Genomic DNA, 26644 nt, shown 5'->3' with positions numbered 1-26644 from the left:
GCCACACGAAAAGCCGCCGGACGCCCGTTGCAACCACCACGGGCACCCGGCGGCTTTGCTATAGGCCGCTGGCCCGATTGTTGGCTGGCCCGGCCGGGTTTCACTGCTTATCTTTCCTCATGCTTTTGCCTCTCCTGCTGCCGCGTGTCCGCCGTTTTTCCGTGCTTTTGTGGCCGGTGCTGCCGCTGGCTATGCTCACGGCTTCTGCGCCCCCGGCCCGCCCGCCGCACCTGCTCCAACTGCGCCTCAACGGCGTGCCCGTGAAAGCCGATACCACCTACTCACGCATCGAGGTATCGACCGGGGCCGGCAAGGTGCTCACGCTGGCCATTGCCCGCGCCGACGCCCCCGACGAGCAAGGCCTTACCATTCTGGTCGATGAGTTCAAGCCGACGCCGGGCATCTACCGCTTCAAGGAAATCCTGAGCGGGCACGTGCGCGAGGCCGGCTACCGCGTGGGCGACATGAGTGCCGAGTCGATGGCCTGCGGCGTGAACGAGGGCGAAGTGCGCGTGACGAACGTGGACGCGGCTCAGCACCTGCTCACGGGCACGTTTCGGGTGGTGCTCTGCCAAACCAACGTGGCCCGCTCGGCGGCTAAGCGGCTGGTGTTCGAGGGTGTGTTTCACTACCCCTACGAAGTGCGCTGAGGCACCGATTTTCAGTTAACACCCGTCGCCCTGAACGCAATGAAGGACCTTCTCCCGCCTGAACGAGCCGTTGTTGCGGTGCTCGTTCGGCGGTGAAAAGGTCCTTCGCGTTGCTCAGGATGACACATCCTGATTGCAAATCCTCTACAGCGTCGCCAGGTCGATGACGAAGCGGTACTTCACGTCGCCCTTCAGCATGCGCTCATAGGCTTCGTTGATGTCCTTGATGTCGATGATTTCGATGTCGGACATGATGTTGTGCTCGGCGCAGAAATCCAGCATTTCCTGGGTTTCCTGAATGCCGCCGATGAGCGAGCCGGCAATGCGGCGGCGCTTGCCGATGAGCTGGAAGGCGTGCACCTGCGGCGCTTCGGGCGGCACGCCCAGCAGAATCATGGTGCCGTCGCGGCGCAGCAGGTTCAGGTAGGCCGCCAGATCGAGCGGGGCCGACACGGTGTTGATGATGAAGTCGAAGTAGTTGGTCACCGACTTCAGCTGTTCCTTGTCCTTTGTCACCACAAACTTGTGGGCACCGAGGGCTTCGGCATCGGCCTGCTTGTTGGGCGAGGTGCTGAGCACGGTTACTTCGGCACCCATAGCAGCGGCCAGCTTCACGGCCATGTGGCCTAGGCCGCCGAGGCCCATGACGCCCACGCGGTGGCCGGGGCCCACTTTCCACTGCCGCAGCGGCGAGTAGGTGGTGATGCCAGCGCAAAGCAGCGGGGCCACGCGGGCCAGGTCGAGCTTCTCCGATACTTTCAGGGTGTACTTCTCGTCGACCACAATCTGCTTGGAGTAGCCGCCGTAGGTGGGTGCGCCCGAGCCGATTTCGCGGCTGTTGTAGGTGCCCACCATGCCGGTGGTTTCGCAGTACTGCTCCAGGCCCTCCTGGCAGCTGGGGCAGGTGCGGCACGAGTCGACCATGCAGCCAACGCCGGCCAAGTCGCCTACCTGGAAGTTTTTGACGTGGGCGCCGACCTGGGTCACGCGGCCCACAATTTCGTGGCCGGGCACCATCGGAAAAATCGAGCCGCCCCACTCGTCGCGCACCTGGTGCAGGTCGGAGTGGCACACGCCGCAAAACTGGATGTCGATGAGCACATCATGCGGGCCGACGTCGCGGCGCTCAAATTGGAACGGCGCCAGCGGCACATTGGCGGCCGGCGCAGCGTAGGCTGAAGTTGGGAGCATACAGGGGGAGGTGAATGGACTGAGAGGTATTAACCGAGCAGCGGCGCTTCGGTTTGCTGCGGCGCCAAAAATCGGCCGGGCAGCGTTATTTTTGCAGCACTTTTCGCTTCTCCGACCGGGCCTATGCTTCGTTTGCTTTCTTCTTCCCTGGGCCGCCTGCGCGTGGTCGGTTTTCTCGAAGGATTGTCGTTTTTGGTGCTGCTGGGCATTGCCATGCCGCTGAAATACGTTTTTGGCCAGCCCGAAGCAGTACGCGCGGTAGGCATGGCGCACGGCCTGTTGTTTGTGCTGTACGTGCTGCTGGTCATTATGGTGGCCATCGAATACAGCTGGTCGGTGCGCAAGGCGGCGCTGGCGTTTGCGGCGTCGTTGGTCCCGTTCGGCACGTTCTGGGCCGAAAAGAAGCTATTCCGCGAATAACTGGCTTGCAGCGCTCCGTAGGCTAGTCGGCTAAGACTGCAGCCTTGCCATTGCGCAGCTGCTCCACCACCAGCTGCTTCAGCCGCCGCAGCGACTCGCGGGCAAACTTGCGCTGCAAGGTGCGCCCGAACAGCTTGAAGCCGATGCGGTAGAACGGGTTGCGGATGCGGTCGGGCTGGGAGTAGGCTTTCACCCGAAACAGCACCCGGCCGGTGCGCTCCTGCTTGTGCACGGTGAAGGTGATTTCGCCCTTCTCGAAGTGGCCTTCGAGGGTGCGGTAGTTGTAGCCCCACACCTGCTCGGGGCCGTCGGGCGTGGTGCGGGTTTCGTCGACCACGCCACCGATGCGCACCCCAAACCAGAACGTAAAGCCCAGAAACTGCGCCCGCAGCAGCATCACGCGCTCGGCCAGGGGCTGGTCGGGCACGAAGATGCCGGTAATGAGGTCGGGCGGCGGGAAGGAGTAGTTGAGCAGCACCTGCTTGGCAGCGGCCCAACTGCCGTCGGGCAAGGGCGGGCCGGGCGGTTCGGCGGGCAGTTCGGTGCCGTAGTCGTCGAGGCGCCAGCCGGCTTCGGCGGTGTACTCGTCGACGCGGGCGAGGTCGTAGTTGACTTTGGCTTTGCTGAAGGCTTCGAGCTGGGCGCGGTACTGCTCCCACAGGGGCGGCGCGGCCGAGGCGGCGGGGCGGCTAGGCGCGTTCATGGCGTTCGGTTTGTTTGTCGGAGCCGTCTTGCTCCACGGTTTCTACCTGCACCGGCCCCAGCGGCCGGCCGCCGCTGGCTTCGGCCACGCGCTGGCAAAACGTTACCCAGGTTTGCTCCTGCACCTGCTTGCCCACGCCAATGGTGCTGTAGGCAAAGGCCACCAGTCCGTCGCGCGAGCGGGCCCGGGAGTGAATTTCGAAGCGCAGGGCCCCGGCCGGCTTGGGCAGCTGGCGGGTCGAAAACCGAATGCGGCCGGCCTCGGGGTGGCCTTCCAGCGTCAGCAGCTCAAAGTGCTGGGGGCTGACCTCGGTGACGCGTACCGAGCCGTTCCAGGGGCCGAGAATCTTGATGTGGAATTCGTCGCCCACGCGCAGCCGGCCCTGCTCGCCTTTGCGCTTCTCGAAGTTGGCCAGCAAATCGGGTGAAAAGTGCTCCACGTCGCACTGAATGACCTTCATCAGCTCGGCGGCCGACTTGGCAGGTGCTTCCAGATCGATGTAGTAGCGCCGCTCGATGTGGGGGCCGGAGCCAGTGTCGGCGGGTTGGGGAGTTGAGGAATCGGCCATGAGAAAGGCGAAGCGGTGAGCAAGCGGCAGTGGTGTTGCGCAAACGCGGGTATGGGCCCGGAGGTTGAGCCTACGGGCTTGATCTACTGCTTTAGCGCAGGTATTTCTCGCACCAATCGGTAGCCAGGTCGCCCACTTCGGCCAGCGTGCCGGGCTCCTCGAACAAGTGCCCCGCCCCGGGCACTACCCGCAAGTGCTTAGGCCCAGGCAGCGCCTCCAAGGCCTGTTCGTTGAGGCTTACCCCCGGCCAGTCTTGCCCGCCCACAATGAGCAGCGTGGCGGCTTTCACCTGAGGCAGGGCACTGAGGGCGAGGTCGGGGCGGCCGCCGCGCAAAATCACGGCCTTCACCCGGTCGCCCAGCTCGGCGGCGGCTTGCAGCGCCGAGGCGGCGCCGGTGCTGGCGCCGAAAAAGCCCATGTTCAGATCAAATAGCCGCAGCTCGCGGCACACCCAGCTGGTGGCCCCAATGAGGCGGCGCGTGTGCAGGGCGTGGTCGAAGCGCAGCTCCATGAGGGCATCTTCGGCCGGAGTCAGAAAGTCGAACAGCAGGGTGCCAAACCCGGCTTGCTGGAGGCGCTGGGCCACGTATTGGTTGCGCGGGCTGAGGCGGCTGCTGCCGCTGCCGTGGGCAAAAATGATGACGCCCGGGGCGTTCGGCGGCAGCGTGAGGTCGGCGGCCAGCGTCGCGTGGGGCAGCTCCAGCCGAATGGGCTTGGGAGCGGTAACAGGTTCCATGAAGGCAAGCAGTAGGGCGAAGCGGCAGCGTATGGTACGTAGAAGCCGGCAAAAAGTAGCAGCGCCGCCCGATGCGCCGGCCGGGGCGGCGCTGGGAAGCTGGAGCGGCGGCGGTACCTTTGCGGTTTCCGCTTCAGCCTAGTTTTCCCGCCGTGTTTCGTTCGCGCTTTTCCTCTGTTGTCGTGCAGCCGCGCTTTGTGCTGGTGCTCTACTCCGTGTTGCTGCTGGTCGCCACTGCCCAGCAGTACCTCAAGCACACCATCGACAACTACAAGATTTTTACGGTGCCGTTCTGGCACCTGCTGGCGGGCCGCGACCTGTACGCCGACTACCCCACGCTTTACAGCGTGCCCTACAAGTACAGCCCCACCTTCGCGCTGTTTATGGGCTGGGCGGCGGCCATGCCCGACTGGCTGGGCCTGCTGCTGTGGAACGCCTTAAATCTAGCTGTGTGCTACCCGGCTCTGCGGCGCCTGTTTCCCGACCAGCGCCGCGGCCTGGTACTGCTGTTGTTGCTGGCCATCGATACCCTCACGGCCTTGCAGAACAGCCAAAGCAACAACCTGCTGCTGGGCCTGATGCTCTGGACCTACATCAACCTCGAATCGGGGAAGTACCGCTGGGCGGGCCTGTGCATTGCGCTGGCCTTTTTCATCAAAGTCTACGGCATTGGCATCGGGCTGATTTTCCTGTTTTACCCCGGCTGGTGGCGCGCCGCGCTGTGGGCCGTGGCGTTTGGTATTCTGCTGGCGCTGGCGCCGCTGCTGGTCGCGTCGTGGCCCGAGTTTGTGCGCATGTACGAAGGCTGGTACACCATCGTGCGGGTATCGGCCACGGGCGTGCAGCTTTCGGTAATGGGCGTGCTCGAAACCTGGTTTGGGTGGCCCATTCCCAAGGGCGTGGTACAAGGGCTGGGCTTGGCCACGCTGCTGCTGCCGCTCCTGCACTGGCGCAGCTGGGCCGAGGTGCACTACCGCCGGCTGTACGTGGCGGCTATTCTCATTTTCGTGGTCATCTTCAACCAAATGGCCGAGTCGCCCACGTTCGTCATTGCCGTGGCGGGCTTCGGGCTCTGGTTTTTGGCCTACCACCGCAGCGTGCCGGGGCTGGCGTGGGGGTTGCTCGGGCTGGTGCTGGTCTTCACCTCCCTTTCGCCCTCCGACCTCTTTCCGGCGGCGGTGCGCAACGGTGTGTTCGTGCCCTACAAAATCAAAGCCGTGCCCATGATTCTGGCCTGGCTGCTCATTATGGTGCAGCTGCTGTGGTACCCGCGCTGGTGCGCCCGGCTGGCCCAGGCCGATGCAGAATCGGCCCGCCATACGCCGGAGCTGGCGGCGTAGGACTACCTTAGCGCCCAGCCGGTTTCGCCGGCGGCAACCTTGGCGTCGCCGGGTTGTCTTTGCTCCCCTTTTGCGCTATACTCCCCTCCCGATGCTCCACCATTTCCTTCGCCCGTTAGCGGCCGGCTTGCTCGCCGGCATCTGTGTTTCTGCCGCCCCGGCCGTGGCTCAATCGGCGAAAGCCCAAGTGCCGGGCAGCCGGTTTGTGGCCGATTCGCTCGATACCTACGTGCAGCGCGGGCTGAAACAGTGGGATTTGCCGGGCTTGGCCGTGGTGGTGGTGAAAGACGGCAAAGTGGTGGTGAGCAAGGGCTTCGGCGTGCGGGCTGTGGGCAAACCCGAGCCCGTGGATGCCAACACGCTCTTCATGATTGCCTCGAACACCAAGCTGTTCACCGGTTCGGCCATTGCCAAGCTCGACGACGAGAAGAAACTCTCGCTCAACGACAAGGTGACCAAGTACCTGCCCGATTTTCAGCTCGCCGACCCCACCTCGACGCAGCTCGTAACGGTGCGCGACCTGCTGGGCCACCACCTGGGCACCAAAACCTTCCAGGGCGACTTCACTTTCTGGGACTCCAACCTGAGCCGCGAGGACATTGTGCGCAGCATGCGCCTGCTCACGCCGCCCAACCAGTTTCGGCAGGACTACGGCTACTGCAATTCGGCGTTTCTGACCGCCGGCCAGATTATTCCCGTCGTAACCGGCGGCACCAGCTGGGACGACTACGTGCAGCAAAACCTGCTGCAGCCCCTGGGCATGACGAGCACCACCACCAGCGGCCGGGGCTTCGGGCAGCGCCCCAACATTGCCCTGCCCTACTCCAACAGCTACGGCCCGCTGGCCCAAATGCCCTTCGACGAAATCGACAACATCGGCCCGGCCGGCAGCATGGTCTCGAACGTGACGGACCTGGCCAAGTGGCTGCAGTGCCAGCTCGACAGCGGCAAATACCAAGGCCAGCGCGTGCTGAGCTGGCCCGCCGTGCGCCGCACCCGCGACGCCAACACGCTGATTTCAACCCGCAAATCGGGCCTGCTGCCCTCGCACTACCAAACCTACGGCCTCGGTGTGTTTTCGGCCGACTACAACGGCAAGCAGGTGTACTGGCACACCGGCGGCGCCGTGGGCTACGTGACCAACGTGTGCTTTGTGCCCGAAGAACGCTTGGGCATTGCCGTGCTCACGAACCAGGACAACCAGAGCTTTTTTGAGGCCCTGCGCTACCAGTTGCTCGACAGCTACCTAGGCGTGCCCTACGTAGACCGCAGCAAGCAACTGCTGCCCTACGGCACGTCGGCCCGCGAGGCTACGCTCAAAGACGTTGCCGCGCTGAACGCCCGTGTAGCCAAGAAAAACAAGCTGGCCCTGAACCTGCAGGAGTATGCCGGTCAGTACACGCACCCGCTCTACGGCCCCATCACGGTAGCGCGCAAGGGCAAGCAGCTGCTCGTGAGCTTCGGCCACCACCCCAACCTCACCGCTACGCTCGACTACATGGACGGCCAGCAGTTCCGGTGCGTGTATTCGAACCTGAGCTACGGTATTTACCCGGCCGATTTTAAGGTGGAAAACGGCAAGGTGGTTAGCCTGGAGCTGCGCGTCAACGAGTTTATCGAGCAGGATTCGTACGTGTTCCGCAAAAGCAACGCCTCGTAGCCAAGCAGGGCTTGCCCCTCAGCCGCGAGGGGGCGCGGCTACGTATAGCCGGGCAACATCTGCCCTGCTCATGGCCTACTACCGCCCCTACCACCCACCCGCCGACCCCGCTTTGGTGCGCGAGCTGACCGCCACCCAGAACGAGATGCGCCAGCGCGTGCGCTTGGAGCCGCTACCCGGTTTGCCCAAGCTCATTGCCGGCCTCGATTCGTCGTTTCCCACGCCCGACACCATCCTGTCGGTGATTGTGGTGCTCACGTTTCCGGGGCTGGAGCTGGTGGAAAAGGTATATAACTACGGCCCCGTCGACCTGCCCTACGTGCCCGGCTTTCTGAGCTTCCGCGAAGCGCCCAACCTGCTGCTGGCCTACGAAAAGCTCACTACCCAACCCGATGTGCTGATGGTGGACGGCCACGGCATTGCGCACCCGCGCCGCATGGGCATTGGGGCGCATATCGGCGTGCTCCTCGACAAACCTTCGCTGGGCGTCGCCAAGGAAAAGCTCACCGGCGACTACCAGGAGCCCGCCGAAGCCCAGGGCAGCAGGTCGCCACTGCTCGACAAGAAAACCGGCGAGTTGATTGGCGAGGTGCTGCGCAGCAAGGAGCGCGTCAAGCCGCTGTTCGTGAGTCCCGGCCACCGCCTCGACCAAGCCACGGCCACCACCCTCGCGCTGCGCTGCCTGCGCGGCTACAAGCTCCCCGAGCCCACGCGCCTCGCCGACCACTGGGCCGAGCAGTTCAAGAAAGAGGTGCGGTAAAGCTGGGGTAGTCGGGCATTTGCAGCTGGAGTTCAGCCAACGCGGAAGCGTTGCCTGGGGGCAAACCCCACAAGCCAGCTACCGCCTCGTACACCACTTGCGGCCCGGGCACCGCGCTCAGAATACCCCGCTCCAGCGGCAGCTGCTGCGACTTCGACAGCTTTTGCCCGCCCGCATCCGTCAGCAGCGGGTGGTGCAGAAACTGGATGCGCCGGGCATTGAAACCGGCCGTTTCGGGCAGTTGCGCGGCCAGCCACAACTGCGCCGCCGTGCTGGGCAGCAAATCCAGCCCGCGCACAATGAGCGTGGTGCCGAGGCGCAGGTCGTCGGCTACGGAGGCCAGCTGGTAGGCCACTACGCCGTCTTTCTTGCGCACCACAAAATCGGGCATCAAATGGCCCAGCGGCTGGTGGGTTTCGCCGTGCCAGAGGTCGGCGAAACCGATAGACGTATCAGCCGGCACGCGGGCCCGCCACGCTGCACCGGGCTGGTCGAGGTCGGCGGGCGTTTCGGTGCCGTGGGTGCGGCTGCGGGTACTGGCGTGCAGCAGGCCGGGCACCCGGCGCATGCGGCGCAACAGCTGGTTGTAGTCGGGCAGGTGCAGCAGCTGCGAGTGGTGGCGCAGAAAATCATCGGGCCCGCTGGGGCCGTGGTCGTAGTCGAGGCCCAGCCAGTCGATGGTGCGGAAAATGCTTTCCAGGTAGGGCCGGCGCAGCCGGGCACGGTCCAAGTCGTCGATGCGCAGGTGCAGGGTACCGCCGGCGCGGCGCACCAGCAGCCACGTCAGCACAAAATTGACGGCGTTGCCGAGGTGCAGATAGCCGCTGGGCGTGGGCGCCAGCCGACCAACGACGGGAGTTTCAGAAGCAGGCATACGGAGCAAGGGCGGTAAATTACAACGCCCGCGCAACTGCCGCCACGGCGGGCCGCTCCCTTTGGTACCGGCATCACCTCCCCGCTATGCTCCGACTCGTATCATTTTGCGCCCTGCTGATTGCGACGGGCCTTGTGGCGGCCTGCAGCTGCGACGGCGCCGAGTGCAGCCCGTGCAACCCGTACGAAGACGACGTGGTGCTGCGCTTCGACCTCGACAGCCTCCACGGCGGTTTCCGGCGCTCCGATTTGCAAACGGCCTACATGGTGCGCTACGCCCGCAACGACTTCGCCCGGCCACTCGATACTCTGCACTACAACCGCCCCAACGACGGCCGCCCCGATTACCGGCGCCTCGACGGCTTTTCGGCGCTGGCCTTTGCCGTACGTCCCGACGGTGAGCCCCGCGCCTTTAGCAGCTACAGCTACCGCGTGGTCCTGCCGCGCCCCGCCCGCACCTACGACGTTACCGACATCGAGCTGGCCGGCGAAACCGGCAAAGGCTGCTGCGCCTGCTACCAGAACACGCGCAAACGCTTTCGCCTGAACGGCACCTACACCACCGCCGACGCCGACCAAGGCCGCGGCGTGGTTCTGCGGCCGTAGCGTTTGGTCAATGGGCGCGGAAATGCGGTCGAAGTTCAATAACTAGGCGGCCTTCACGCCTTTTCCTCGGCCCGATGCAACACCCCGCCCCTTTGGCCCAAGGCCAGTCGCTGGAAACCACCGTGCAGGCCCGGCTGCCGTGGAACGCCACCGGCGCCTACCTGCTGCGCGGCCACCGCTACCGCCTCAGCGTACCGCCCGGCCAAACCTGGCTCGATGCCCACATCGAAAGCGGACCCGAAGGACAGCCGGGGCAGGGCATTCAGCGGCTGGCGGGCTGGCTGCGGCGCGCGCCGTTTCCGTGGTTTGCCCTCGTCGGCGCCATCGGGCCCGATGGGCCGCCCTTCCTCATCGGCAGCGGCGTGGCCGAATTTCGCCCCGCCGCCGATGGGGAGCTGCTGTGCTACGCCAACGACGCGCGGCTGTTCTACGGCAACAACCACGGCACCATGCGCCTGCTCATCACGCGCCTCGAGTAGGCATGCCCCACCGCGGCCGTTAAACGTTGGCTTCCCGCCGCTGTCAAGCAAACCGTTCCTCCTTTTTGCTCCGCTCGATGAAGCACTGGTTACTCGTTCTGGCCATCTTGCTATGGCGTTTTTCCGTCTCGGCCCAAGGCACCTCGCTCTACTTTCCGCCGACTACCGGCACCGCCTGGGCCGCCACCTCACCGCAAAGCCTGGGGTGGTGCCAGCCGCGGCTCGATTCGCTGCTGAACTTCCTCGGCCGCAAGCACACCAAGTCGTTTATCATCCTCAAAAACGGCCGGCTGGTGGTCGAGCAGTACTACGGTACCTTCACCCGCGACTCGCTCTGGTATTGGGCTTCGGCCGGCAAGTCGCTCACGGCTACGCTGGTAGGCATTGCCCAGCAAGACGGCCTCCTGAGTCTGGACGATACGACTTCGCGCTGGCTGGGCCGCGGCTGGACCTCGGCGCCGAATGCGAAGGAGCGCCTGATCAAGGTGCGGCACCAGCTCACCATGACCACCGGCCTCGACGACACCCCGCCTGCGCCCTGCGACAACGAATCGACCAGGGCCGCGTGCCTGCTCTACCGCGCCGACGCCGGCACGCGCTGGGCCTACCACACCGGCCCCTACCGCCTGCTGCAAAACGATATTGCCGCCGCCAGCGGCCTGACCATCAACCAGTACACCAACCAGAAAATTGGCAGCCGCATTGGCATGGGCGGCGGCTGGCTGAACGACGTGTACTACAGCCGTGCCCGCGACATGGCCCGCTTTGGCCTGCTCATGCTCAACCGCGGCACCTGGGACCAAACCGTCATCCTGCGCGACACGACCTACTTCCGCCGCATGACCACGCCCTCCCAGGCCTTCAACCGCAGCTACGGCTACCTCTGGTGGCTCAACGGCCAGCCGACCTACATGCTGCCCACCTCGCCGCTGGTCTACAACGGCCCGCTCGTGCCTTCAGCCCCCGCCGATTTAATTGCGGCGCTGGGCAAAAACGACCAGAAAATCTACGTCGTGCCCAGCCTGGGTCTGGTCGTCGTGCGCCAGGGCAACTCCGCCGCGCAGTCCAAACTTGCCGTGTCGTCTTTTGACACCGAGCTGTGGCAATACATCGGCGCTATGCTCAATTGCATCACCGCTGCCACTACCGGCCGCTCCGCGCAAGTCGCCTTCGAGGCCTACCCCAACCCTGCATCCAGCGCCGTAACCGTGCAGCTGCCTGCACCGGTGCCGCCCGGCGCTTCGCTTTTGCTCACCGACATGCTCGGCCGCGTGCTGCACCGCACCGCCGCTGTGGCACCTGCTACCCGGGTTTCTGTGGATGGGGTTTCGGCGGGCCTGTACCAACTGCAGCTAGTAGCCGCCGATGGCACTCCGCTGGGTCGTCAGCGTCTGGTGAAGCAGTAAGAGTCCTGTAAAAAGCATCATCCTGAGCAACGCGAAGGACCTTCCCACGCTGGAACGATGCACGTAACAACGGCTCGTTCGGCGGTGAGGAGGTCCTTCGCGTTGCTCAGGATGACAGACCATTTCGGGCGGAAACCCGTCGCCCGTTTAGTTGGGGTTGGTTGTCGTGGTAAGGGCCACTTCAATGTTGCCGCGGGTAGCGCGCGAGTAGGGGCAAATCTGGTGCGCGGCGGCTACCAGGTCTTCGGCCTGGCCTTGCTCCACGCCGGGAATGTTCACGTGCAGGTCGGCCGAAATGCCGTAACCGCCGTCTTCGGCCTTGCCAAAGCCGATGAATGCTTCCACCGTCACGCCTTCGAGGCGCACCTGGGCCTGGCGGGCCGCTACGCCCAGCGCGCCTTCGAAGCAGGCGGCGTAGCCGGCGGCGAAGAGCTGCTCGGGGTTGGTGGCGCCGGCTTTGCCGGGGCCGCCCATGGCTTTGGGCGTGCTCAGGGCCACGCTCAGCACGTTGTCGTTGGTGGTTACCTGGCCGTCGCGGCCGCCTTGGGCTTTGGCTTGCGCCGTGAAGATTTTCTCGATTTTCATGCGAAAGGGTAAAAAGCTGGGCTGGACTAGCTCAGCAGGGTTAAAAGGTGCTTGAGTTGGGTGCGCAGTTGCTCAAACTCAGCAGGCGTCATTTTGATTTTTTCGAGCAACGCAGCTGGAATGGCGCCGGCTTGTGCCTGCAGCTGTGCGCCGGTTTCGGTGAGGGCAATAATGACGGAACGTTCGTCGCGCGGGTCGCGGCGGCGCGTGAGCCACTGGCGCTGCTCCATGCGCTTGAGCAAGGGCGTGAGCGTGCCCGAATCGAGCAGCAGTTTCTCACCGAGCTCCTTCACCGTTTGCTCGCGGTGCTCCCACAAGAGCAGCAACACGAGGTACTGCGGGTAAGTCACGTCGAGCTGCTGGAGCAGCGGCTGGTAGGCCTTGGTGAACATGCGCGAGGCCGCGTAAAGCGGAAAGCAGAGCTGGTTTTCCAGCTTCAGCAGTTCGGAGGCTGGCGGTTGGGTCGGCTGCTTCATGGCGGAGCAAAGGTATAGTTATTTAGGTTGTTTGAAATTTAGTTGTGCAAAATATATTTCTACCTTCTGGGTATACATCGTCTTTGCTTGGCTGCTAAACCTCATTTGCACGGCGCAGGCATGGTTTTCAGCGGAGCAATCCGTTTCTGGGGCTTTACGCAGTTCCTGCCCATCCGAGCGTCCGTATCCAATCCTCTATCAATTTCTGAGAAAAGATGAAACTATGTATGTACATCAAATGTATGTACATATATTTGCAGCGCATTGCAGCTACCAGCCTCATACAGGCTTATGGCAAAAGCCAAGCTATGCGGCGCCAACCTTGAAATTGCCTTTGACGACTACCCTTATGGCCCAGACCATCCTGCACCGCGCCGAAACCCGCGGCCACGCCAACCACGGTTGGCTGAACTCTTACCACACCTTCAGCTTCGCTGGCTACCAGAACCCGGCGCGGGTGCATTTTGGGGTGCTGCGCGTGCTCAACGACGACACCGTGGCCGGCGGCATGGGCTTCGGCACGCACCCGCACGATAACATGGAAATCATCAGCATTCCGCTGTCGGGCGACCTGGAGCACAAAGACTCGATGGGCAATGTGGGCATCATCCGGAAGGGCGACGTGCAGGCCATGAGTGCCGGCACGGGCGTGGCACACAGCGAGAAAAACCACAACCGCGACCAGGAAGTTAAGTTTCTGCAGATCTGGGTGTTCCCGAACAAGCGGGGCGTGCAGCCGCGCTACGACCAGCAGAGCTTCCGCGAGGAAGACCGCCACAACCAGTTCCAGCAGGTGCTGTCGCCCAACCCCGACGACGCGGGCGTGTGGATTCACCAAGACGCGTGGTTTCACCTGGGCAAGCTCGACGCGGGTTTTGCCACCGAGTATCAGCTGAAAAAGGCTGGCAACGGCGTGTACGCCTTCGTGCTGGAAGGCGACGTGACCATCAACGGCCAAACCTTGCACCGCCGCGACGGTTTCGGCATCTGGGAAACCGACCGGCTCGACATCCGCGCCGACAGCAACGCCGAAGTGCTGCTGATGGAAGTACCGATGGCCGTATAAGGCCTGACCACCGTTTTTTTCCTTTCCGCAAACCGGCCTTCGGGCCGCTCTACATACCATGAAAGAAGCCATTGCCACCCGCCCCATCCACGAGCTGATTCGCAAACGCTGGAGTCCGCGGGCCTTTACCAAGCAAGCCGTGCCGCAGGAAGCCCTGGAGCAGGTTTTTGAAGCCGCGTCGTGGGCGTTCAGCGCCATGAACGAGCAGCCCTGGCGCTACATCTACGCCCACAAAGAAGACACCGAGGCCTTCAACCGCATTCTGAGCTGCCTTGTGCCGGCCAACCAGCTGTGGGCGAAAGACGCGCCGGTGCTCATCATTTCGCTGGCCAAAACCCACTTCGACAATGGCCAGCCGAACCGCACCGCCATGCACGACGTGGGCGCGGCCAACGCCACGCTGTTTCTGGAGGCTACGGCGCTGGGCCTGCACGGCCACGTGCTCGGCGGCTTCGACTACGCCAAAACGCGCGAGGAATTTGCCCTGCCCGCCCACCTCGACCCGGTGGCTTTCATTGCGCTGGGCTACGTGGGCGCGGCCGAACAGCTGGAAGAGCCGTTCCGCTCGCGCGAAACCGCACCCCGCAGCCGCAAGCCCGTTGCCGACTTCGCCTTCAACCACGAACTACCTGAGTAAGCCGTTAGCTGGTGCTGTTGGCTCCAAGCTCGCAGCTACCAGCTAACGACCAACAGCTAACAGCTTTTCACCATGAAACACCGCATCATCCGGGCCGCCGAGCGGGGGCTGAAAGACATTGGCTGGCTGCAAAGCAACTTCACGTTCAGCTTCAGCAGCTACCAGAACCCTGAGCGCAACGGCTTTGGGCTGCTGCGCGTGTTCAACGACGATTTTGTGCAGGCAGGCGGCGGCTTTGGCATTCACCCGCACGCCAACATGGAAATCATTTCGGTGATGCTGGCCGGCAAGATGAACCACATCGACTCGCTGGGCTACAAGGAAGTAGTGGAGCGCGACTGGGTGCAGATTATGAGTGCCGGCTCGGGTCTGCGCCATGAAGAGCACAACGTGGGCGACGACGAGGTGAACTTCCTGCAGATCTGGATTGAGCCGAAGCTGCAAAACGTGACGCCGCGCTACCAGCGCCGCTCGTTTCCGGAAGAAAAACGCAGAAATCAGCTCACCACCGTGGTCAGCAACGAGGAAGGCCAGGCGCATTGCTGGATCAACCAGAACGCCAGGCTTTCCTTGGGTTACTTCGATTCGGGCCAGCAGCTGACCTACACGCTCAACCCGACCAACAAGGCTGTGTTTGTGTTTGTGATGGACGGGGCCCTCACGGTAAACGGCCAAGCCCTTGCAAAGCGGGACAGCATCGGCCTGTGGGAAACCGATGCGGTGCAGCTGGAATGCCGCGCCGAAAGCCGTTTTATCGTCATCGAAGCTCCCATCAACCACTAGCCGTGCCCACCCTCACCGGCCGCATCGGCCCCGACCACTTCCGCACGGTAATAGCCTCCGACAGCGGCCACGAGTTGCTGGCCGACGAGCCGCTCGACAACGGCGGCCAGAACCTGGGCCCGTCGCCGGGCGAGCTGCTGGCCGCCTCGCTGAGTGCCTGCACCTGCATTACGGTGCGCATGTACGCCGACCGCAAACAATGGCCGCTGCACGGCGTGGAGGCCGTGGTGAGCTTTGAGCACAACCCGCAGCACGTGGTAACGCGCCTCACGCGCAAGCTGCACCTACTGGGCACGCTGACCGACGAGCAACGCCAGCGCCTGCTCCAGATAGCCAACCTTTGCCCCATTCACAAGGCGCTGACGGCTTCCGTGCCCATCGATACGGAGCTTGGCTAGCCTCGCCTGCACCGCCTGCGCGCAACGCCCCGCCCCTACGGCGGGGCTTTTTGTTGGTACCGATGGCGTGGGGCGGGCCATTGGCTGACCAACCGCGTTTGCCCCGCTCCGCCAACTGCTGAGTTGGATTCAATGCGCCCCTCGTGCCCGTGCCGATTGCTGCGGTTATTGGAGAAAACAAGTCTGGGCATTTGCGGCAGCGGGCCCCTGGCAAATGGCAAGGGGCTTTTGCCGCAGTTCAGCGAAAATGGAATTGACTTTATGCGCATTACAGCGCACCAACAACTTTTCTGGGAAGCGGGGGTATATAGGCCTATTCCAATAAGAGGCTTGCCGCGCCTCGGACTCACACCAAACCGCTTTCCCATGAAAAGACTTTTTCACTTGCCTCATGCCGTGGTGCTGGGGTTGGCGCTGTGTACCGCAGCGCCCCGCGACGGCCACGCGCAAACAGCCGATAAAAAGACCGGCATCAACATTTACGGCAGCACGCTGCAGTACAAGGGCAACCTTGGCTCGCAGTACTGGAAAGCCGGCGACAATTTTGAATTCGGCGCGGGTGTTTCGGTTTACCGCTACATCACCAAAGGCCTCGACCTTGGCGTGGACCTGAACTACGGCGACATGCAGTTTGACGCTGCCGCGGGCGCGCCGTATTTCGGCTCGAACTTCTCGGCCAACGTGGCCACGGCCAACCTCGGCATCAAGCTCAAGCTGCCCATCAAGGAAACCTTCTTTGTGCAGCCCTACCTGCTGATTGCGCCCGGCCTGGCCGTGGTGAGCACCGACGGCACCGTAAACCAGAACGCCAACTCGCAGGCTTTCGACCGCAGCACCTCGTACTTCGACCTGCACGGCGCGGCCGGCCTTAAGTTCCGCCTCAGCGACGGGGTTGGGCTGTTCGTGCAAACGGGCCAGCACTGGCCCATCGGTGCCAACTTCGACAACATCACCACCCGCGACGACAACAGCTGGGACGACCGGTTCCTGCAGCACTCGGCCGGCCTCACCTTCGCCCTGGGCCAAACCAAGGACGAAGACAAAGACGGCGTATCGGACCGCAAAGACAAATGCCCCGGCACGCCAGCCGGTGTAGCCGTGGATGCCAACGGCTGCCCGCTCGACGGCGACGGCGACGGTGTGCCCGACTACCAGGATAAGTGCCCGACCGAAAAAGGTCTTGCGGCCCTCGAAGGCTGCCCCGACCGTGACGGCGACGGTGTGCGCGACTCGGAAGACGCTTGCCCCGATACCCCCGGCAAAGTGGAACTGCGCGGCTGCCCCGATGCCGACAACGACGGCGTGATTGACTCGGCCGACAAATGCCCCAACACCCCGGCCGGCGTGAAAGTAGACGCCTCGGGTTGCCCGCTCGATACCGACGGTGACGGTGTACCCGACTACCAGGACCGCTGCCCGAACCGTCCCGGCCCCGCCTCGAACCGCGGTTGCCCCGAAATCAAGGCCGAAGCCAAGAAGCGCCTGCAGGAAGCCACGAAGTACATCAACTTCGAGTTTAACAAAGCCGTACTGCTGCCTTCTTCGTACCCGACCCTCGACGCCATCGTGCAGATTCTGAACGAGTACCCGGACTACACGCTGAGCATTGCCGGCCACACCGACAGCAAAGGCTCCGATCCGTACAACCTGCGTCTCTCGCACGACCGTGCTGCTTCGGCCCGCACTTACATGCTGAGCAAGGGTATTCCGGACGCCCGCATCGAGTCGCGCGGCTACGGCGAACAGAAGCCGATTGCCGACAACGCCACCGATGCCGGCCGCGCCCTGAACCGCCGCGTGGACTTCGACCTCTTCCTGACCGGCGACCCGAACTCGGCCGAAGTGAAGTACGGTCCGGAGCCCGCCATGCCCGACATCGTAATTCCGAGCACGCCTTCGAAAGCCACCCCGGCCAAGAAGACGACCACGACCAAGAAGGCGCCGGCCAAAAAGCCGGCCCCGCGCAAGAAGTAAGCTACTAGCTGCGCCCAGCGCATTCTTCTGACCCACGGCCCAAGCGGCCCGCCTTCCCGGCGGGCCGCTTGTTGTTTATTGCGTCCCCTCACCCGTTGGCCGGCGGCAGTGTGTATATTTCCTGCCTCACTGCCCGGTTATGCATCGTTTGCGCTGGTTTCTGCTGCTGTTGGCCCTTGGCTACGCTCCCTTGCTCCATGCACAATGGGTGGTGCAGGAGTGGGTAACCACCACCCTGCACGACGACGCCCAGGTGGACCTGCCGTACGAGGCCAAGCCGGTGGAAATTCCCGATCAGCCGCAGGGCCTGAAGGTATTCGAAACTACCACCGCCGACGTCGATTTTTCCGTGATGAGCCTCGACCGACGGTATTTTCCCGGCTACCGCCCCGGCCAGGGCATCACACCGAAAGCCTTAAACCGATTTTTCAACAAGCAGAGCCGGCTGTACGGCCGTCAGGTATTCGGGGCCCGCCTGCTGGAACAAGCCAATGTGGTATTTGCCGAGAGTCCCGCCCGCGCCGTCGTCTACGAGGGCTTCGATTACGACTTTCAGCAGCCCACGCGCATCGAGACGGTATGGGTGTGGCGGGTGCACGCGCTCTACTTGTTTGTGTGCACTTACCGCCTGCCCGAGCAAGCGGGCGTAGCGCCGAGCAAAAAGAAATTTTTCTCCTCTGTACGGTTTGAAAAACCTGTAACGACTACTGAACTGTAAGGCCTAAAACTACGGCAAAAACGTCGTTCTGCGCTTTAAACAGCCCGGTTTGCAGGATAAACTATTGCAGGGCTTCACGCAAGGGCCGTCTTTCAAAATTGGATAAAGCGTGGCTTCATGTATGGCTGACTTCGCAGGATCTTGTACCTTAGTGCTTGGATAAGTGCAGCTTAGGAAGATTTCCTCGTTTTACATGAAAAAACACGTACTCCTCGGCCTGATGTGGGTGGCCAGCTTGGTCGCTGTAGGGCAGGACGTTCCTTACCAAACGCCCCCCAAGGCTATTGCCGACTGGGTTGATGCCCCCCAAACGCCGCGCGTCAATCTGTCGTCGGACGGCAAATGGATGTTGCTGCTGCCGATGCAGGACATGCCCAGCATTGCCGACCTCTCGCAACCGGAATTCCGCTTGGCTGGTTTGCGTATCAATCCGCGCACCAACGGCCCGAGCCGCGTGAGCTTTGCCACCGGCATGATGCTGCGCCGCGTGGAAGACGGCAAGGATTTGGCCGTGCTCGGCCTGCCCCAGCAAGCCCGCATCAGCGACGTTACTTGGTCGCCCGACAACTCTAAAATTGCCCTGACCCTCACCAGTGCCGCCGCCGAAGGTCGCATCGAGCTGTGGGTGGTCGATTTGGCTACCGTTTCGGCCAAGCGCTTGGCCGGTGTCACGCTCAACAGCGTGTTTGGCAAGCCCTACGAATGGGTTTCCGACAACGAAACGCTGATTGTGCGCGGCCTGGTGGCCGGTCGGGGCGCGGCACCCAGTGCTACGGCGGCGCCCACGGGCCCGGCCGTGCAGGAAAGCACCGGTAAAAAATCCGGCGCCCGCACCTACCAGGACTTGCTGAAGTCGCCCACCGACGAGCGGCTGTTTGAGCACTTTGCCACCTCGCAGCTGGTGAAAATCACCGTGGGCGGCAAAGTACAGCCCCTGGGCCAGCCCGCCATTATTCAATCGGCCGAGCCCTCGCCCAACGGCAAGTACGTGCTGGTGAAAACGCGCCACCGGCCGTTTTCCTACACCTTGCCGGTGAGCAGCTTCCCGCTGAAAGTCGATGTTATCGACCTGGTAACCGGCGACTTGGTGAAAACCCTCGACGATTTGCCGCTGGCCGACAACGTGCCCACCAGCTTCGACGCGGTGCCCACCGGCGCCCGCGCCCACGACTGGCGTGCCGATGCTCCCGCCACGCTTTACTGGGTGGAAGCCCAGGACGGCGGCGACCCCAAAGCCACGGCCGCCGTGCGCGACAAGATTTTCACGCTGCCCGCTCCCTTTAGCGGCAAAGCCGAAGAGCTGGCGGCCCTGCCCCTGCGCTTCGACGACATCATCTGGGGCAACAACAACATTGCCCTTGTGAGCACCTCGCGCTGGGCCGACCGCAAGGAAGTAACCTACACCGTGAGCCCCGGCGCGCTGCCGTCGTTGGCCATGCTCTTCGACCGCTCCGCCCAAGACAAGTACCACGCGCCCGGCACGCCCTACACCAAGCGCAACGCCCAGGGCCAGTACGTGTTAGCCACCGACAGCAAGAGCCAAACGATTTACCTGATTGGCGCCGGCGCGTCGCCCGAGGGCGACCGGCCATTTGTGGACGAGCTGGACGTAAAAACCAAAGTCTCGAAGCGCTGGTGGCGTTCAGAAGCACCGTTCTACGAAGTACCGCTGGCCATCCTCGATTTCGACAAGCAGCGCCTGCTCACCCGCCGCGAGTCGGTGGACCAGGCGCCGAACTACTACCTGCGCGACGCCCGCTCGGGCAAGCTCACGGCCCTCACCAAGTTCCCGAACCCCTACGGCGCGGCCGGTGCCCCCAAAAAGCAAGTGCTGCACTACAAGCGCGCCGACGGCGTGGACCTGACGGCCAACCTGTACCTGCCAGCCAACCACAAACCCGGCGACGCGCCGCTGCCTACCCTGATGGAGGCCTACCCGGTGGAATTTAAGGACAAGAAAAACGCCGGCCAGGTGTCGGGCTCCCCCTACACGTTTACGCGCGTGGGCTACGGCTCCCCCATTTTCTGGGTAACGCAGGGCTACGCGGTGCTGCAGGGCGCCAGCATTCCGATAGTGGGCGAAGGCGACAAAGAGCCGAACGACACGTACACCGAACAGCTTGTGGCTTCGGCCAAAGCCGCCATCGACGAAGGCAAGCGCCTGGGCGTGGTGGACCCGAGCCGCGTGGCGGTGATGGGCCACTCTTACGGCGCTTTCATGACGGCCAACCTGCTGGCCCATTCCGACTTGTTTAAGGCCGGTATTGCCCGCAGCGGTGCCTACAACCGCACGCTCACGCCCTTCGGTTTCCAGGGCGAAGAGCGCACGTACTGGGAAGCGCCGGAGGTGTACAATGCCATGTCGCCCTTCAACTTCGCCAACAAGATCAAGACCCCGATTTTGCTCATTCACGGCGAGCTGGACAACAACTCGGGCACGTTCCCTATTCAGACCGAGCGGTTTTACAATGCCCTGAAAGGCCACGGCGCCACGGCGCGCTACGTGGTGCTACCTGCCGAGTCGCACGGCTACGCGGCGCGGGAAAACATCATGCACATGCTATGGGAGATGAACGCCTGGCTCGACAAATACGTGAAAATGCCGGCTGCTACCTCCGCCAACGCGGCCAACTAATTGCGTCGTACGGAGCTGCGCTGCCCACATTTCTGCTGCCGGTTTTGGCGGGCCAGTGGCCCGGCCGAAGCCGGCAGCGGTTGTTTTGGGCCATGCCAATCAAAAAATCCAATTTCTTTGGCTCACTACTGCGCAGTTTCTGACTTTCTGCTAACTTGAAGTCTTGCCCAGTTCAAAAGCCAAAAATGCGTTGGCTGCTTCCGGGGCAACTTTTTACCCAACTGCTGGTATACCCCCTTTGCCCGGAGCCCACCCCCTCCGACAAAACGCTGTCTGCGATGAAGCACTTTTTACTCAATTCCCGGCTTCTGCTGGCGGGGCTGGCAGCGCTGCCCGCAGTTGCTCACGCCCAAACCGCCGACCGCCCGACCAGCATTGGCTTGCACGCCAGCGCACTGCAGTACCGCGGCACGTTCGGCAATTCGTATTGGGATTTTGACCGCAACAACTACACGGCGGGCTTCGGCATCAACCAGTACCTTTCCCGGGGCCTCGACCTGAACGGGCAGATATTTTACGGCGACCTGAAGGGCACCCGCGGCCCCAATGCCACCTTCTCCACCACGCTCGTGAACGTGAACGTGGGCTTCAAGCTGAAGCTCAACAACGGCTGGGCGCTGAAGGAAAACGCCTTCTTTCAGCCCTACCTGCTGGCCGCACCGGGCTGGACCTACGCCAGCCGCAGCGGTTTTACCGATGGCAAGCCCGACGACCAGATCGAAAACCACCTCGACCTGTTTGCCGGGGCGGGCATCAACTTCCGCCTCGGGGGCGTGGTGGGCTTGTTTGTGCAAACAGGCCAGCACCTGCCGCTCAATGCCAACTTCGACGGCACCACCGTGCGCGACGCCGACCGGCTGGACGACCGGTTTTTGCAGCATACCGTGGGCCTGACGTTCAGCCTCGGCCAGGGCCCCGACCAGGACCTGGACGAAGTGCCCGACCGCCGCGACCGGTGCCCGAATACGCCGCCCGGCACGCCGGTGAATGAAAACGGCTGCCCGCTCGACGACGACCGCGACGGAGTGCCCAACTACCAGGACCAGTGCCCCACCGAGGCGGGTGTGGCCGAGCTGCAAGGCTGTCCGGATGGCGACGGCGACGGCGTGACCGATACCGACGACCGGTGCCCCGACACGCCCGGCAAAGCCGAATACCAAGGCTGCCCCGATTCGGACCGCGACGGGGTGGGCGACGTGCAGGACCAGTGCCCCGATACACCCATGGGCACACCGGTAGATAGCGTGGGGTGCCCGGCGGTGACGTCCCCGGCAACCACATCTGCGGCAACCGACCGCGACGGCGACGGCGTGGCAGATGCCGACGACCGGTGCCCCACCAGCGCCGGGCCAGCTACCAACCGCGGCTGTCCCGAAGTGAAGGCCGAAGCCCGTCAGCAGCTCCAGGAAGCCACCCAGTTCATTGCGTTTGAGCTTAACAAAGCAGCGCTGCTGCCGGCTTCCTACGCCACACTCGACGGTATTGCCCAACTGCTGACCGAGTATCCCGACTACACGCTGAGTATTGCCGGCCACACCGACAGCAAGGGCTCGGCCGCCTTCAACCTGCGCCTGGCCCGCGAACGGGCCGCCGCCGCCGCCAGCTACCTGCGAGGCAAGGGCGTGCCCGAAACCCGCGTTGTGCTGCGCGGCTACGGCCCCACCCACCCCATTGCCGACAACGCCACTGACGCTGGCCGCGCCCGCAACCGCCGTGTGGAGTTCGACCTCTTCCTGACCGGCGACCCGAACCCGGCCGAAGTGAAATACGGCCCCGAGCCGCCGGTGCCTGCCGTGAAAGCGCCAGCCAAGGCGGCACCGGTCAAAAAGGCTGCTGGTAAGAAAGCGACGGCCCGCAAAGCCCCGGCCAAGGCCACCCCAAAAGCAGCGTCGAAAAAGGCGGTACGCAAGCCTGCGGCCGCTGCAAAACCAGCCGTGGCCAAGCCGGCACCACGCAAACCCGCACCGGCCAAGCCAGCGCCTAAACGCCGCTAACCCCCGGAAAAGCAAAGCGCCCGCCGAATTCGGCGGGCGCTTTGCTTTTCCGGGGTGCCGTCTGCTGACGGCAGTGTTATTCAGTTACCCACGTCACCTTGTCCTCGGCGGGGCGGCGGAAGTTGCGGCCGGGCTGCTGCTGCACGTAGCCGAGCGAGAAAAAACCCAGCAGCCGGTCGTGCAGGCCGAGGCCGAAGAAGGGCTTGGCGGCCTCCAAGTACGTAATGCCGCCGCTGGCCCAGTAGCCGCCCAGCCCGTAGGCCACGGCTGTGAGGTGCAGGTTTTGCACGGCGCAGGCCACGGCCTCTATTTCCTCTACTTCGGGCACTTCGTCGTGGCGCTTCAGGCCGATGGCAATAACGTGGGAGCACAGCATGGGGCCATCTTTGAGCTTGCTGTACTTCTTCTCATCGAACCGGTCGCCGGCGTGCTGGCGGTAGAGCTCCGACTGAAACGCGGCGAGTTTCTGCAGTCCGGCACCGGTGAATACCACAAAGCGCCACGGCTCGGTGCGGCGGTGCGTGGGGGCCCAGTTGGCGTTTTCGAGCATCTGCCGCACAATGGACTCGGGCACTACCTGACCGGGCACAAACTGCGGCGGATGAATACTGCGGCGGGCCTGCACGAGGCGGTTGAACTGCTCGGGGTCGAAAAGAAGCGAGGTATCGGAGGTCATAGAGGTTGAGGCCGGTTGCGGGGCGGCAAGTAACGCAAGAACGGCCTGCTCTGCGAAGCACGCCGTTCTGTTCAAGTGCAAGGGTTGCTTTTACGCCGGGCTGGGTGCCGGCAATCCGTCGTGGGTTGATGGCGGGCCGCCGTGTTCTTCGTCGGGCTGGTAGGCGGCTTCCAGTTCGGCCAGCTTGGCTTTGCCGTAGGCCACCCGCGTGATGAGCACGTAGAGCACCGGCACGATGAAAATGGCCAGCAGCGTGGCCGAGAGCATCCCGCCGAGCACCGTCCAGCCGATGGTCTGACGGCTTTGGGCGCCGGCACCGGAGGCAAACACCAGCGGCAGCACGCCCAGAATAAACGCCAACGACGTCATGATGATGGGGCGCAGGCGCAGGCGCACGGCTTCCAGCGTAGCCTCGACGAGCGGCATGCCTTTATCCACCCGCTCCTTGGCAAATTCGATGATCAGAATGGCGTTTTTGGCCGACAAGCCGATGAGCGTAATCAAGCCAATCTGGGCGTAGACGTTGTTGGTGAGCTTGGGCAGGAACGTGAGGGCCAGAATAGCCCCGAAGGCGCCCACCGGCACGGCCAGCAGCACCGAAAACGGCACCGACCAGCTTTCATACAGCGCGGCCAGGAACAGAAACACGAACACGATGGACAAGGCGAAGATGTACACCGTTTGGCCGCCGGCCAGCAACTCCTCGCGCGTCAGGCCCGAAAACTCGTAGCCGTAGCCTTGCGGTAGGGTTTGGGCGGCCGTTTCCTGCAATGCTTTGATGGCGTCGCCGGAAGAATACCCGGGCGCGGCGTTGCCGTTGATTTCGGCCGAGCGGAACAGATTGAAGTGCGAGATGAGCGGCGCCGATTCGGTGCGCTTGTAGGATGTCACCGTGCTCAGGGGCACCATGCCGCCGGCGGAATTGCGCACGTAATACTGGCTCAGGTTCTGGATGTCGCCGCGGTACATGCTGTCGGCCTGGGCCACCACGCGGAAGTTGCGGCCGTAGAGCGTGAAGTCGTTCACGTAGGCCGAGCCCAGGTAGGTACGCAGCGCCTGGCTGATGTCGGCGATGGAAACGCCCAACTTCTTGGCTTTTTCGCGTTCGATGCTGAGCTGGTAGCCGGGGGTGTTGGCGGTGAAAAACGAAAACGGCCCCGCAATTTCGGGTCGCTTGCGCAGCGCGCCCAGAAACGCCTGCAGGTTGGCGTCGAAGGTTTTCACGTCGCCGCCGGCCTCGCGCTCCTGCAGCACAAAAGAGAAGCCGCCGGTGTTGCCCAGGCCCGGAATAGCCGGCGGCGAAATCACCACGATGTTGGCTTCCTTGAGCCGACTCAGCCGCTGCTGCACCGTTGCAATCAGCCCTTGCAGCTGCTCCTCCTTGTTCTTCCGCTCGTCCCAGGGCTGCAATTGGCAAAACACCGTGCCGCTGTTCGACTTCGACGAGAAGTTGACCGCGTTCAGGCCGCCCAGGCCGGCGTAGTGCCGAATGCCCTTGACCTGGCTCAGCTCCTTCATGATTTCGTGAAGCGTGGCCACGGTGCGGCTGGTAGAGGTGGCCTCAGGCAGGTTGAAGGTCACAATCAGGCGGCCCTCGTCTTCGGTGGGAATGAAGCCCGAGGGCTTGTTCTTGAACAGCAACCCGGTGCCCACCACGATGCACACCAGAATGACCACCACGAAGCGCGCGTGCTTGATGCCGCGCTGCACGCCGCGGCCGTACTTGTTGGTCACGCGGTCGAACCACGAGTTGAACTTGTAAAACAGCCGGTCGAGGCCGCGTGAGTGTTCGTCGCGCTTGTGGGGCTTGAGCAGCAGTGTGCACAGGGCCGGCGTGAGCGACAAAGCCACAAAAGCCGAAATGAGCACCGAAATGGCAATGGTAATGGCAAACTGCTGGTAGAGGCGCCCGGTAATGCCCGGAATGAACCCCACCGGCACAAACACCGCCGCCAGAATGAGCGCAATGGCAATAACCGGCGCCGAAATTTCGCGCATGGCCGCCAGCGTGGCGTCCTTGGGGCTTAGGCCCCGCTCGTTCATGTTGTGCTCCACGGCTTCCACCACCACAATGGCGTCGTCGACCACGATGCCGATGGCCAGCACGAAGCCGAACATGGTGAGCGTGTTGATGGTGAAACCCAGCGGAATGAACAGCACAAATGTGCCCACGATGGACACCGGAATGGCCAGCACCGGAATGAGCGTGCTGCGCCAGCTTTGCAGAAACAGATACACCACCACCGTTACCAGCGCCAGGGCCTCCAGCAGCGTGTGCAGCACCTCGTTGATGGACACCTTCACCACGGTAGCCGCTTCAAACGGCACCACGTAGTCGAGGTCGGCGGGGAAGCTCTTTTTGAGCTGCTCCATGGTTTTGTTCACGTTCTCGAACGTTTCCAGGGCATTGGAGCCGGGCGCCTGGTACACCAGCAGGTAGGAGGCGCGCTTGCCGTCCACAAACGAGTTGCTGGAATAATTGAACTTGCCCAGTTCCAGCCGCGCCACGTCCTTCAGGTACACCAGAGACCCGTCGGCGGGGCGGGTTTTGATGACCACGTTGCCGAACTCCTCCAGCGTAGCCAGGCGGCCCTTCACAAACACGATGTACTCGAAGGTCTGCCCCTGCTGCTGCGGCGGCGCCCCAATGGAGCCGGCCGCAATCTGGGCGTTCTGCTCCTGCAGCGCCGCCGTAATGTCCTGCGCCGACACGCCCAGTTGGGCCAGCTTGTCGGGCTTGAGCCAGATGCGCATGGCAAAGTCGTCGGCCCGGCTCACAATGTCGCCCACGCCTTTGGTGCGCAGCAGCGCGTCCTTCACAAACACGTTGGCGTAGTTGTCGAGGAAGGTGACGTTGTGGGTGCCCTTGGGCGCGTACATGGCCACCAGCATCAGAATGCTCGGGTTCCGCTTGCGCACCGTCAGGCCCAGGCGCTGCACCTCCTGCGGCAAGGTGGGCAGGGCAATACCCACGCGGTTCTGCACGTCGAGAGCGGCGTTGTTGATGTCGGTGCCCACCTCGAAGTTCACCGTCATGCTCATCTGCCCGTTGCTGGTGCTGTTGCTCTGCAGGTAGGTCATGCCGGGCGTGCCGTTCACCTGCACTTCCACGGGCGTGGCCACCGTTTGCTCCACGGTTTGGGCGTCGGCCCCGATGTAGTTGCCCGACACCGACACCGTGGGCGGCGTAATTTCGGGGTACTGCCCCACGGGCAGGTTGATGATGGCCAGCACGCCCACCAGCACAATCACCACCGAAATGACGATGGCGGTGACCGGGCGCCGGATAAAGGTTTCTGCAATCATTTCT

General features: G+C 63.3%; 25 protein-coding genes. 16 read left to right on the top strand and 9 right to left on the bottom strand.

The annotated features are described in order from the left end of the window. The first annotated feature begins 119 nt into the window (after window positions 1-119). The gene (locus tag F0P96_RS11260; protein ID WP_151078988.1) at window positions 120-650 is read left to right on the top strand and encodes a hypothetical protein; all 531 of its coding nucleotides are present in this window, start codon (window positions 120-122) and stop codon (window positions 648-650) included. Between the two features lie 144 nt (window positions 651-794). Here the strand turns inward: F0P96_RS11260 and F0P96_RS11255 are convergent, their stop codons facing one another. Further along, window positions 795-1841 (bottom strand): NAD(P)-dependent alcohol dehydrogenase, encoded by a 1047-nt coding sequence (locus tag F0P96_RS11255; RefSeq protein WP_151078987.1) that lies wholly within the window; start codon window positions 1839-1841, stop codon window positions 795-797. Window positions 1842-1964: 123 nt separating this feature from the next. On the opposite strand from F0P96_RS11255, the gene F0P96_RS11250 reads away from it, so the two are divergent. Continuing rightward, the gene (locus F0P96_RS11250) at window positions 1965-2261 is read left to right on the top strand and encodes a DUF3817 domain-containing protein (protein WP_151078986.1); all 297 of its coding nucleotides are present in this window, start codon (window positions 1965-1967) and stop codon (window positions 2259-2261) included. A gap of 22 nt (window positions 2262-2283) precedes the next feature. Here the strand turns inward: F0P96_RS11250 and F0P96_RS11245 are convergent, their stop codons facing one another. The 3 genes from F0P96_RS11245 to F0P96_RS11235 all read right to left on the bottom strand — a co-directional run bounded on the left by F0P96_RS11245 (window position 2284) and on the right by F0P96_RS11235 (window position 4268). Continuing rightward, window positions 2284-2964 (bottom strand): DUF1990 domain-containing protein, encoded by a 681-nt coding sequence (locus tag F0P96_RS11245; RefSeq protein WP_151078985.1) that lies wholly within the window; start codon window positions 2962-2964, stop codon window positions 2284-2286. Next, a complete protein-coding gene (locus tag F0P96_RS11240) occupies window positions 2951-3532 on the bottom strand; it encodes a DUF1990 family protein (RefSeq protein WP_151078984.1) in 582 nt (193 codons plus the stop codon). The genes F0P96_RS11245 and F0P96_RS11240 overlap by 14 nt, the downstream gene beginning before the upstream one ends. Window positions 3533-3623: 91 nt before the next feature. Next, entirely contained in the window at window positions 3624-4268 is a 645-nt protein-coding gene (locus F0P96_RS11235) for a dienelactone hydrolase family protein (RefSeq protein ID WP_151078983.1), read from the bottom strand. Between the two features lie 152 nt (window positions 4269-4420). Between F0P96_RS11235 and F0P96_RS11230 the strand changes: the two genes are divergently transcribed. The 3 genes from F0P96_RS11230 to nfi all read left to right on the top strand — a co-directional run bounded on the left by F0P96_RS11230 (window position 4421) and on the right by nfi (window position 8028). Beyond that, window positions 4421-5608, top strand: a complete 1188-nt coding sequence (locus F0P96_RS11230; RefSeq protein ID WP_160620129.1) for a glycosyltransferase family 87 protein — start codon at window positions 4421-4423, stop codon at window positions 5606-5608. Between the two features lie 91 nt (window positions 5609-5699). Further along, complete coding sequence (locus tag F0P96_RS11225) at window positions 5700-7268, top strand: serine hydrolase (protein ID WP_151078981.1); 1569 nt, start codon at window positions 5700-5702, stop codon at window positions 7266-7268. 70 nt (window positions 7269-7338) lie between these two features. Further along, window positions 7339-8028: a deoxyribonuclease V gene (gene nfi, locus F0P96_RS11220; RefSeq protein ID WP_151078980.1), complete on the top strand. Its 690-nt coding sequence runs from the start codon at window positions 7339-7341 to the stop codon at window positions 8026-8028. Here nfi and F0P96_RS11215 read toward each other — a convergent pair. Further along, window positions 8009-8902 (bottom strand): glutamate--tRNA ligase family protein, encoded by an 894-nt coding sequence (locus tag F0P96_RS11215; RefSeq protein ID WP_201743906.1) that lies wholly within the window; start codon window positions 8900-8902, stop codon window positions 8009-8011. The two genes, nfi and F0P96_RS11215, sit on opposite strands and share 20 nt — an antisense overlap. An 86-nt stretch (window positions 8903-8988) precedes the next feature. Between F0P96_RS11215 and F0P96_RS11205 the strand changes: the two genes are divergently transcribed. The 3 genes from F0P96_RS11205 (at window position 8989) to F0P96_RS11195 (ending at window position 11392) form a co-directional block, all read left to right on the top strand. Next, window positions 8989-9507 carry a hypothetical protein gene (locus F0P96_RS11205; protein ID WP_151078979.1) on the top strand — a complete coding sequence of 173 codons (519 nt, stop codon included), beginning with the start codon at window positions 8989-8991 and terminating at the stop codon, window positions 9505-9507. A gap of 74 nt (window positions 9508-9581) precedes the next feature. Then, the gene (locus tag F0P96_RS11200; RefSeq protein WP_151078978.1) at window positions 9582-9986 is read left to right on the top strand and encodes a hypothetical protein; all 405 of its coding nucleotides are present in this window, start codon (window positions 9582-9584) and stop codon (window positions 9984-9986) included. 77 nt (window positions 9987-10063) lie between these two features. Beyond that, window positions 10064-11392 carry a serine hydrolase domain-containing protein gene (locus F0P96_RS11195; protein ID WP_151078977.1) on the top strand — a complete coding sequence of 443 codons (1329 nt, stop codon included), beginning with the start codon at window positions 10064-10066 and terminating at the stop codon, window positions 11390-11392. A gap of 147 nt (window positions 11393-11539) precedes the next feature. Here the strand turns inward: F0P96_RS11195 and F0P96_RS11190 are convergent, their stop codons facing one another. Next, window positions 11540-11977: an organic hydroperoxide resistance protein gene (locus F0P96_RS11190; RefSeq protein ID WP_151078976.1), complete on the bottom strand. Its 438-nt coding sequence runs from the start codon at window positions 11975-11977 to the stop codon at window positions 11540-11542. 26 nt (window positions 11978-12003) lie between these two features. Beyond that, window positions 12004-12453, bottom strand: a complete 450-nt coding sequence (locus tag F0P96_RS11185; protein ID WP_151078975.1) for a MarR family winged helix-turn-helix transcriptional regulator — start codon at window positions 12451-12453, stop codon at window positions 12004-12006. 349 nt (window positions 12454-12802) lie between these two features. Here F0P96_RS11185 and F0P96_RS11180 point away from each other — a divergent pair, with 349 nt between their 5' ends. The 8 genes from F0P96_RS11180 to F0P96_RS11145 all read left to right on the top strand — a co-directional run bounded on the left by F0P96_RS11180 (window position 12803) and on the right by F0P96_RS11145 (window position 22658). Then, window positions 12803-13519: a pirin family protein gene (locus tag F0P96_RS11180; protein ID WP_151078974.1), complete on the top strand. Its 717-nt coding sequence runs from the start codon at window positions 12803-12805 to the stop codon at window positions 13517-13519. A gap of 58 nt (window positions 13520-13577) precedes the next feature. Further along, window positions 13578-14156, top strand: coding sequence for a nitroreductase family protein (locus tag F0P96_RS11175; RefSeq protein WP_151078973.1), 579 nt, complete (start codon window positions 13578-13580; stop codon window positions 14154-14156). Window positions 14157-14228: 72 nt separating this feature from the next. After that, the gene (locus tag F0P96_RS11170; protein WP_151078972.1) at window positions 14229-14939 is read left to right on the top strand and encodes a pirin family protein; all 711 of its coding nucleotides are present in this window, start codon (window positions 14229-14231) and stop codon (window positions 14937-14939) included. A 2-nt stretch (window positions 14940-14941) separates the two neighbouring features. After that, window positions 14942-15337: an OsmC family protein gene (locus F0P96_RS11165; RefSeq protein ID WP_201743907.1), complete on the top strand. Its 396-nt coding sequence runs from the start codon at window positions 14942-14944 to the stop codon at window positions 15335-15337. A 366-nt stretch (window positions 15338-15703) separates the two neighbouring features. After that, a complete protein-coding gene (locus F0P96_RS21355; protein WP_151078970.1) occupies window positions 15704-17311 on the top strand; it encodes an OmpA family protein in 1608 nt (535 codons plus the stop codon). 139 nt (window positions 17312-17450) lie between these two features. After that, a complete protein-coding gene (locus F0P96_RS11155; protein WP_151078969.1) occupies window positions 17451-18029 on the top strand; it encodes a hypothetical protein in 579 nt (192 codons plus the stop codon). 193 nt (window positions 18030-18222) lie between these two features. Beyond that, a complete protein-coding gene (locus F0P96_RS11150) occupies window positions 18223-20664 on the top strand; it encodes an alpha/beta hydrolase family protein (protein ID WP_151078968.1) in 2442 nt (813 codons plus the stop codon). A 278-nt stretch (window positions 20665-20942) separates the two neighbouring features. Continuing rightward, complete coding sequence (locus F0P96_RS11145) at window positions 20943-22658, top strand: OmpA family protein (protein ID WP_151078967.1); 1716 nt, start codon at window positions 20943-20945, stop codon at window positions 22656-22658. A gap of 76 nt (window positions 22659-22734) precedes the next feature. Here the strand turns inward: F0P96_RS11145 and F0P96_RS11140 are convergent, their stop codons facing one another. Together F0P96_RS11140 and F0P96_RS11135 are read right to left on the bottom strand one after the other, a co-directional pair. Continuing rightward, complete coding sequence (locus F0P96_RS11140) at window positions 22735-23334, bottom strand: nitroreductase family protein (protein WP_151078966.1); 600 nt, start codon at window positions 23332-23334, stop codon at window positions 22735-22737. 90 nt (window positions 23335-23424) lie between these two features. Next, the gene (locus F0P96_RS11135) at window positions 23425-26640 is read right to left on the bottom strand and encodes an efflux RND transporter permease subunit (protein ID WP_151078965.1); all 3216 of its coding nucleotides are present in this window, start codon (window positions 26638-26640) and stop codon (window positions 23425-23427) included. Between the last annotated feature and the right edge of the window lie 4 nt (window positions 26641-26644).

The sequence above is a fragment of the Hymenobacter busanensis genome (assembly GCF_008727865.1).
Classification (GTDB): Bacteria; Bacteroidota; Bacteroidia; order Cytophagales; family Hymenobacteraceae; genus Solirubrum; species Solirubrum busanense.
The sequence above is the reverse complement of the archived record's forward strand: the minus strand, read 5'-3'. Positions and strand labels throughout refer to the sequence as shown.